Source organism: Actinotignum sp. usb-actsch-213 (genome assembly GCF_059085665.1).
On record NZ_JBHNSQ010000019.1, the window covers coordinates 50,974 to 60,007 of the forward strand.

Annotated in this window: 4 protein-coding genes; 3 read left to right on the forward strand and 1 reads right to left on the reverse strand. The window is 62.2% G+C overall.

Annotated features, from left to right (window positions below):
• The first annotated feature begins 195 nt into the window (after nucleotides 1-195).
• Nucleotides 196-3,972, forward strand: a complete 3,777-nt coding sequence (locus AC5RK6_RS01460; protein ID WP_394532497.1) for an FtsK/SpoIIIE domain-containing protein — start codon at nucleotides 196-198, stop codon at nucleotides 3,970-3,972.
• On the opposite strand, the gene AC5RK6_RS01465 is transcribed toward AC5RK6_RS01460, so the two are convergent.
• Entirely contained in the window at nucleotides 3,926-4,945 is a 1,020-nt protein-coding gene (locus AC5RK6_RS01465) for an Fpg/Nei family DNA glycosylase (protein ID WP_435730991.1), read from the reverse strand. The genes AC5RK6_RS01460 and AC5RK6_RS01465 overlap by 47 nt on opposite strands.
• 199 nt (nucleotides 4,946-5,144) lie before the next feature.
• Here AC5RK6_RS01465 and clpB point away from each other — a divergent pair, with 199 nt between their 5' ends.
• The gene (gene clpB / locus AC5RK6_RS01470; protein WP_320758049.1) at nucleotides 5,145-7,772 is read left to right on the forward strand and encodes an ATP-dependent chaperone ClpB; all 2,628 of its coding nucleotides are present in this window, start codon (nucleotides 5,145-5,147) and stop codon (nucleotides 7,770-7,772) included.
• A 282-nt stretch (nucleotides 7,773-8,054) separates the two neighbouring features.
• Entirely contained in the window at nucleotides 8,055-8,372 is a 318-nt protein-coding gene (locus tag AC5RK6_RS01475; protein WP_320758048.1) for a hypothetical protein, read from the forward strand.
• The last annotated feature ends 662 nt before the right edge of the window (nucleotides 8,373-9,034 follow it).

A 9,034-nucleotide genomic window follows, 5' to 3' on the forward strand; every position in this document is an offset into this window, starting at 1 on the left:
GTGAGGGCACGGTATCAAGAAGGCCGCAATCTGACCAGAGCTCATCCACAGGCCAGAGAGTTATCCACAAGCCCAGCTGGCCCGTTGCGAGAGAAATGCGTCGTCGTACCGAAGCTGTGGATAGCGCCTCGCCAAGAATCCATAGCCCCGCTAGGGTGTGCCGGAAGGAGAGCGCGCTCGCGAAAGGAGGAATCCATGGAGGCCCTGTGTATTCCCGCGCCACCCGCGTGTTATCACGGCAGTGGGCAGAAAATGAATGCCGTCATGTTCCTCCCCGCGCTGCTATCCGTGGTGATGCTCGTGATTCTCACGTCCACTACCCGGCGCTCTCCCCACCTGCTTCTCTTCATGGTCACGTTGGGGTTCCTCATGCTCGCGCTCGCGCTGCTCAACGTGGGCCTGGGGCTGCGGCGCACCGCCGGGGAACGCGACGGAGCGCGGCGCGATTACCTCGCCGCCCTGGCCAGGTGCGAAGCCGAAGCCGAGCGCATACTGGAGGCTTGTGTTCGCGAGGAAACGCAACGCTATCCTGCCCCGCCTGTGCTCCCACTGCGCCTGGGCCGCAGCAAGCCAGCGCCACCGGGACCGATCCGGGTGGGGCAGGCGTTGCTCGCACCGCCGTATACCGTCAAGCTTGCGGAGGATCCACCCGGGGAGCGCGACGACGCCGCCCGCAGGGCGCGGGACCGCTGTGCCACGGAGGTGCAGCGCCCGATCCCCGGCCCCGCACTCCTCGACCTGCCCTCGTATTCCACCGTGACGGTGGAGGGGGATGCGGCCTGGGCCTGGGCGCGGGCCCTCCTCTGCCAGCTCGCGGCGAGCATTACGCCTGGTGATCTCGCTATTACCCCGGGGGAGCACGTGCCCGCGGCCGAGGCGGGTTGGCTCAGTTGGCTGCCCCCGTACGCCGTCTCGGAGCCGGGGCTCGGAAAGGTCATATACCTTATTATTAAGGGGTCTTTCGGGGAGCCTGATTGCCCAGGTTCCTCTTCCCACTTCACTTTGCATTTCCGGGAAAAATCCGAGCGCGAAAAATCGCATCCGGAAGAAGCTGGTCTGCCTGATCAACCCCGCGCGCTCGCACGCGATTGGCCGGTGCAGCGCGAGCCGGGTACGCTCCCCGAACCCGGCAGTCTCGTTGTGCTTGTGGATTATCCGGCCGGCGCCGAGCCAGCACATCTCAGCCTCGCCGATAGCGCCGGGGTGCGCCGGGGCATTCCCGATCTGCTCGACCTGGACGGAGCTGCCTACTGTGCCCGGGGGCTCTACCGGGCTCGCGGCTCGGCTTCGCAGGATTCCACTAGCGCGCAGGGTTTTGCGAAGCTGCTCGGATTGTCATCCCTCACGCCGCCTTCGCCAACTCACCGCACGGACTCCCCGCTGCGCGTGCCGCTCGGGCTCGACCCGCAGGGCGCCCCGGTGTGGCTCGATCTCAACGAGGCCGCGGCCGGTGGGATGGGCCCGCACGGTCTGCTCGTGGGCGCAACCGGCTCCGGGAAGTCGGAGTTGTTGCGTACGCTCCTCCTCGGGCTCTGCCTCACCCATTCACCCGAACAGCTCAACCTGGTCCTCATCGATTACAAGGGCGGGGCGAGTTTCCATCCTTTTGCCGAGCTGCCCCACACCGCGGCCCTGGTCACCAACCTGGAACGCGATAGCTCCCTGAGCGAGCGCATGGAGGAAACTCTGCGCGGGGAAATGAATCGCCGCCAACACCTGCTTGCTGAGCATGGCCAGCACTCCCACCTGGGAGAATACGAGGCGGCGCGCGCTCGCGGTGCCCACAGCGGCCCGCTTCTTGCGCCACTCCTTATTATTATTGACGAATTCGCCGAGCTCCTCAGCGACCACCCCGACCTCATCGACACCATCGTGGCTATTGGGCGCCTGGGCCGCTCGCTCGGCATCCACCTGCTGCTCGCCACCCAGCGCCTGGACGAAGGCCGGTTGCGCGGCCTGGATTCGCACCTGTCCTACCGGATCGCGCTGCGCACTTTTTCCGAGTACGAATCCCGCGCGGTGATCGGCACCCCGGATGCCGCCCACCTCCCGCCCCAGCCCGGTTGCGGTTTCCTTGCCTGCGGCGGCGCGCCGCAACGCTTCACCGGGTTTTATGTTTCTGCGCCGCTCGCGGCCCGCCCGGCTCAGGTTCCCGCGGTACGACGACGCAGCTCCGGGCCGCCAGCCACTCCTCCCATTAATGCCGTTCCCGGACTGGGCGCTGTTCAGAACGGACCATCCGCACTCGCCGCGGCACTCGAACCCCTGCGGGGGATCGGGCCGCGGGCCCACCCGATTTGGTTGGAGCCGCTGACTCGCCCGCGTCACCTCACCGAGCTCATCGCGGTGCGTACCTCAGCCCGGTTTGGGATATATGCGCCGAGCCAGCGCGCCACCCCGCTCCGGCTCACGCTCGGCGAACGCGATCTTCCGCTGCTCCAACGCCGCGAAGCGCTCCATATTGATCTCGCGGATTCTCATCTTTTGGTGCTCGGTGCACCGGGAGCAGGATGTGATGAAGCGCTGCGGACCATTGCCGGGGCCATCGCGCTGGGATTTACCCCGGCCGAAGCGCACTACGCCCTGTGCGATGCTTCGGGGTCGGAACTTACCGCGCTTATTAATGTGCCGCATATATGTTTCCGGGTAGATCATTCCGAGCCGGAGCGAATGCGCGCCGGATTGGTCGAGCTGAGGAACGTACTTCGCGCTCGCGAAGCCGCGCGCAGCGGGGAAGCGCCCAGCTCTGATCCTTTCGGAGAAATATTTATTTTCCTGCGCGGTTGGTCGGCGCTACGGGCACGCCCTGAGGTGGACGAGGCCTTAACCGAACTCATCGAGCGCGGTCCGGCCAGCCGCATCCACATTATTACCACGGCAGCTCGCCCCACCGAGATCCCCGCGCACCTGCGCGATTTCTTCACTACCCGGCTGGAGCTGCGCCTGGCTGATCCCTATGACTCCCATGCCCCGCACCGGCGGGCCGCCACGGTGCCGGTGGGCTGCCCGGGCCGGGGGATAACTCCCGCCGGGGAACATTTTTTGCTCGCCACCACCCAGCCGCCCCCGGACTCACCCGGCCTCGGCAGGGGCGATCTCCTCGCCGAGATCCGCGCGGCTTGGTCCGGGCCGCCCGCACCCCAATTGTGGGAACTACCCGCCAACTTCACCTACCAGGAATTACTCGCGGGAGGTTCTCGCCACAAGCCTTCGCTACAGTCGCTGCAGCTGGGATTGAGCGCCCGGCATCGCGGGCCGGCCCTCCTCGATCTTGCCGCTACCGGGCACGCTCTTATTATTGGTGAGGCAGGTTCGGGAAAAACCGCGGTGCTGCGCCTCCTCGCCCGGCAATTCGCGCACGTATCCCCGCTCCCGCGGCTTTTCCTTATCGACCCGCATGGCCACTTGCGCACGTGCCTCCCGCCTGAACTCATCGCGGGAAGTTACCGCAGTGCCGCGCAGGCCCGGGCGGATATGGAAGCCCTCGCCCAGGTGCTCGCCGCTCGTCGCACCCAAGCGCACAGCATGGCGGATCGGCCCCACACTCCAGGCACAGCGGGCCGCATCGAGTCCGCATCGCCACCAGTTTCGTCACCCGTGCCGATTATTGTCATGGTGGATGATGCCGAGCTTCTCGATCCGCAAAGTTTTCCGCTCGCACCCCTCGCCGAGGTATTCGTGGATGCTGCGGAACTCGGGTGGCACCTTATCTTGGTCACCGCGGAACCGGCGCACCTCAGCCATCTCCCGCTGTGGCGGCGGCTACTGGCCACCTCCCCGGCGGTCTTCCTGCTTTCCGGAGATTTTCGTTATCGCGGTGTGAGTTCCCGCCGTGATATTCCGGGCCGAGCCCAGCTCGTGATCGGCTCGGCAGTAGATACCGTACAGATTGCGTGGACCCCGCCTGCACCGAAAAACCCGCGGGCTAACGTTGGCAGCCCGGGCACCAGAAGAGGCGCCGCCCCGCCATGAGTTCCTCCCGGATAATTGCGCCGCAGCGCACGCACGGGCGGCCGGTGCGGTGATACACCGCGAAACGTGAGAGCTCCGGATCCCCTTCGGGAATCGGGTCGGGCTGGAATTCGGGCGGGATCGTCACAATAATCCCGGAATCCACATCGCGGCCCATGCACAGCACCAGGTCATCCCACAGCTCGCGATACCGGGATTCGGAAACCTTATTAGCCGGCCGCAGCGGGGAAATCCCGGTGCGCCACAAACAATCAGCCCGATAAATATTGCCCGGGCCCGCCACAACAGCCTGGTCCATCACCACCTGGCCGGCCGGGATTTTCCGGCGGCGCGCCCCGGCCACGAATCGCTGCCGGTCACCTGGCTCATTGCGAATAGGATCGGGGCCGAGCCGCGCAATCACCCCCAGGACTTCCTCCCCGCTGAGAATCTCACAGCGGGCAGGGCCGGTGAGCTGGGCAACCGCCTCCGGCCCGGCGAGGCGCAAGCGAGTTGTCGGCGTCGTCGCCAATTCTCCCAGGACTTGGATATTGTCCTCCGGTAGACCATCGCGACCACCCGTCGGCACCTCTACCAGGCGCGTGGTGCCATCTTGCCCGCCATCAATGGTTTTGCGCATCCCCGAATCTTCGGTGGGGCTCACCCGAATCCCGGCGCCGTGCAAACCGGCCACCCCCGGCCCCGCAAAAGCCCATTTTCCGTAAAGGCCCAAATGAATATGGAGCCAGGTGGCCTGCGGGTCACCAAGGTCCACCCCAGGAATGTCACCCGCCACGGCGGCCTGTTCGGAAGCGGAAAGAAAAGGCCAGAAAAGGTGCTTGCCCCAGGCGTGGGCCCGCCCGGCGCGCAATCCGTTCAGCAGCGCCGCGCCTTCAGCGAAACGCCCCTGCGGGGAACTGGCCGCCACGGTGTCCCCACCAAAAAGCGCCGTGAGAATACGTCCGTGACGATGAATAGCGTGACCTTCCGGCACCGCTCCTCCTCCTCCATTCGGTATGCAATTCATCCAGTATAGGCGGGCGGGTTCGGGCGCGTCGCTTGCAGGGGTAAGGAGAACAACGCAATTAGCACATCTTCTAACTTGAGTGGAATAGACTCAAGAAAGCTTGCGTTGATACGGGTGGATCGGCGAAGTGGTGAACAGGTAGCCGCCGCCGATGTAAGGAGTTGTCATGGATAAACTAACAACGAAGTCGCAGGAAGCTTTGGCGCAGGCCATCCGCACGGCGACGGATGCGGGTAATCCCCAGGTAGAGCCGGTGGATCTCTTGAGCGCTTTGCTCGCCCAGGAAGGTGGAATTGCCCTTGCTCTGCTCGAAGCGGTGGGGGCTAATCGCGTGGAGATCGCGGAGCGGGTATCCGGGGCGTTGGCTTCGCTGCCGCGTTCGGCGGGGGATTCGGTGCAAAATCCCGGGGCGTCGCGCCCGCTCTCGCGGGTGATTTCGGAAGCCGGTAAGGAAGCAACCAGCCTGGGCGATGCCTATATTTCTACCGAGCATCTCCTCATGGCGATTGCGGCTTCGCAGTCCCAGGCGGGGGAGATCCTCCGGAATGCCGGCGCCTCGCATGAGGCGCTGCGGGCTACCCTGCCGCGCGTACGCACCTCGAAGGTGGATAGCGCGGATCCGGAAGGTACTTTCCAGGCGTTGGAGAAATACGGTCAGGATCTCACCGCGATGGCCCGGGAAGGGAAAATGGATCCGGTGATCGGCCGCGATAGCGAAATTCGCCGCGTGATCCAGGTTCTTTCTCGGCGTACCAAGAATAATCCGGTGCTTATCGGGGAACCGGGCGTTGGGAAAACCGCTGTTGTGGAGGGGTTGGCGCAGCGCATGGTCAATGGCGATGTGCCGGAATCTTTGCGCGGCAAGCGGCTCATTCAGCTGGATGTTGCCTCCATGGTTGCCGGTGCAAAATACCGCGGTGAATTCGAGGAACGCTTCAAGGCTGTCCTAAATGAGATTCGGGAGGCCGCGGGTGAAATCGTCACCTTCATTGATGAGATCCACACTATCGTGGGGGCCGGTGGCGGTTCCGAAGGTGCTATGGATGCCGGAAATATGCTCAAGCCGATGCTTGCGCGCGGGGAATTGCGGCTCATTGGTGCTACCACCCTGGATGAGTACCGCGAAAATATTGAGAAGGATCCTGCTTTGGAGCGCCGTTTCCAGCAGATTTTCGTGGGCGAGCCCTCGGTGGAAGATACCATCACAATTTTGCGTGGCATCGCCCCGAAATACGAAGCGCACCATAAAGTAACAATTACGGACGGTGCTCTTGTTGCCGCGGCGCAGCTCTCGAATCGCTATATTACCGGCCGTCAGCTTCCCGATAAGGCCATTGATCTTATTGACGAAGCAGCTTCCCGCCTGCGCATGGAATTGGATTCTTCCCCGGAGGAAATCGATGTTTTGCAGCGCCAGGTGGATCGCCTCACCATGGAGGAGTCCTATCTTTCTGAAACTCAGGACGACGACGCAGCTACCGCCGACCGCCTAGAAACCATCCGCGGGGAATTGGCGGATCGCAAAGAAGAGTTAGCTGCCCTGACCGCTCGGTGGGAAAATGAGAAGGCCGGGCGTAACCGGGTGGGTGATTTGCGTGTCAAGCTTGATGAGCTGCGCACCGAATTTGAGTTAGCGGTCCGCGAGGGCCGGTACGAGGATGCTGGGCGGCTCCAAAATGGCGATATTCCGGATGTGGAGCGCCAGATCGCGGCGGCGGAAGCGGCCGAAGCGGATGGCCAGGCTCGCGATCATGAGCCGATGATTGCCGAGCGGGTGGATTCTGAGGAAGTTGCCGAAGTGGTGGCGGCCTGGACGGGCGTGCCGGTGGGCAAGCTCATGCAGGGTGAAACGGAGAAACTCCTCCATATGGAAGAGGAAATCGGGCATCGCCTTATTGGCCAGCAGGATGCGGTGCGGGCGGTTTCTGATGCGGTGCGCCGTTCGCGTGCCGGGGTGCAGGATCCGAACCGGCCCGATGGTTCCTTCCTCTTCCTCGGGCCTACGGGTGTGGGCAAAACGGAATTGGCGAAGTCGCTGGCGGACTTTATGTTCGACGACGAGCGCGCCATGGTGCGTATCGATATGTCGGAGTACGCCGAAAAGCACTCTGTTTCGCGGCTGGTCGGTGCGCCTCCGGGATACGTGGGTTATGAGGAAGGTGGCCAGCTCACCGAAGCGGTGCGGCGGCGGCCTTACTCGGTGATTCTGCTTGATGAAGTGGAAAAGGCCCACCCGGATGTGTTTGATATTCTGCTCCAGGTTTTGGACGACGGGCGCCTCACGGACGGCCAGGGCCGCACCGTGGACTTCCGCAATACCCTCCTCATTCTGACCTCGAATTTGGGTTCGCAGGCTTTGGCTGATCCCACTATGGATGCGGCGGCCCAATATGACACGGTCATGGCTGCGGTGCGGGCGCACTTCAAGCCGGAGTTCCTCAACCGCTTGGATGACGTGATTGTTTTCCATCCGTTGAGCATGGAGGAAATCGGCAAGATTGTGGATCTGCAAATCACGCAGCTGGAGCAGCGGCTGGGTGAGCGGCGTATGCACCTGGATGTGAGCCCGGCGGCGCGCGATTACCTGACGATGGACGGATACGATCCGGCCTACGGGGCCCGCCCGCTACGCCGGCTCATCCAGCGGGAAATCGGTGACCAGCTGGCTCGCATGATCCTCGCCGGTGACGCTCATGACGGGGATACCATCCGGGTGGATACCCAGGAAAATACCACGGCCAGTGGTGGGACTTTGGGCCGTAGTTATGCCCTGCGACTCAGCACTGAATCCTAATAACTAAATTGCCCTATCTACGTCCGGGGTGTGCCGACGTGGCACACCCCGGACGTTCTGTTTCCGTGAAGCGTGGTAGCGGCAACGCCGTTGAGCGAGATATTGCGACAGATGCGCCGTTATCTGCGATGCCGGTGCGCGCCATTTGGTTGCCGACATTTAGTGGTGTCAAAGTATTGACAGATCGTCACGACGTCTTTTAGCTTAGCTTTAACGGCGCTTATCCGAGTGTCGTCAAGGGTCAGAAGTCCCAACCGTTCGACGGAGAATAGGAGGCAGATCATGAAGACTATCCGAAAAGTAGGTGCTGCATTCGCGGCAACACTGCTATCAATCGTGGCGTTTATGCCATCAGCCAGTGCTATCCAGGTGGGTGGCTACAAAAAGTGCAACTTCAACCAGGCTCATGTCGGTGTGTATGCGGAACAACAGACATACGAATGGATGACGATTGCGGTTCGTGGCGAGACGCTTTATTACAAGAGTGACAGTTTGAGTGCTAGCGTCGTTTCACGTTATTTCAATGGTAATTGGAGGGCTTCGGCCCCGGAGCTACTTCGTGCGCCTACCCACGCTACTTGCACCCCAATTGACTGGTAAGTAATTCTTAGTGTTGTAGTGGGTGGCGTGGGAGATCCCTTCGCCACCCACTCGATTTAGTGGGGGAAGCTCGATGAAGAGAATTTTTGTTTGTTTAGTAGTAGCTGCGCTGATCCCGATTAGTGGCTGCGCAGGCGAAGGCTCTGGAGGAGCTGAAAATACTCAAACATCGGCTTCCTCCGAATGGAATCCTAATTCTGTTATGTCCATATACTTCTTTGACACGGACTCTCGCTACTTTTTGGACAGGGAATCCATGCCCTTGTTTGACAATTTCTAGCCGGCCCCGTCTACCCGAATTGGCCCGTGCTGGGCGGGGCGTACTCACAACCCTCCACCATTCCCAAGTCCGCGTAGCGGCGTTTGACGAAAAGTATCGGCGGGGAATCGCATCCGAGGCCCCTCAACGTAGCGTCGTAGCACTCATAGCCATATAGCACGCTTGGAGGGTGCGCGCCGGATCGCGTGACTGGAGCCTTGCTCGGGCTGGCAAGCTCGCCTGCGGGGCCAGAAGGCTATGCGGCCTTCCTTACGCTAATCGTGCAGATTTAACGTGCGCTTGACACTGCGTGTCGACACGGGCAGCTTTGTCCAAAAAGTGGGTAGACATGTTGTCAAGGAAGTGACTGGACTCCTTGTCCAAAAAGTCAATGGACTCCCTG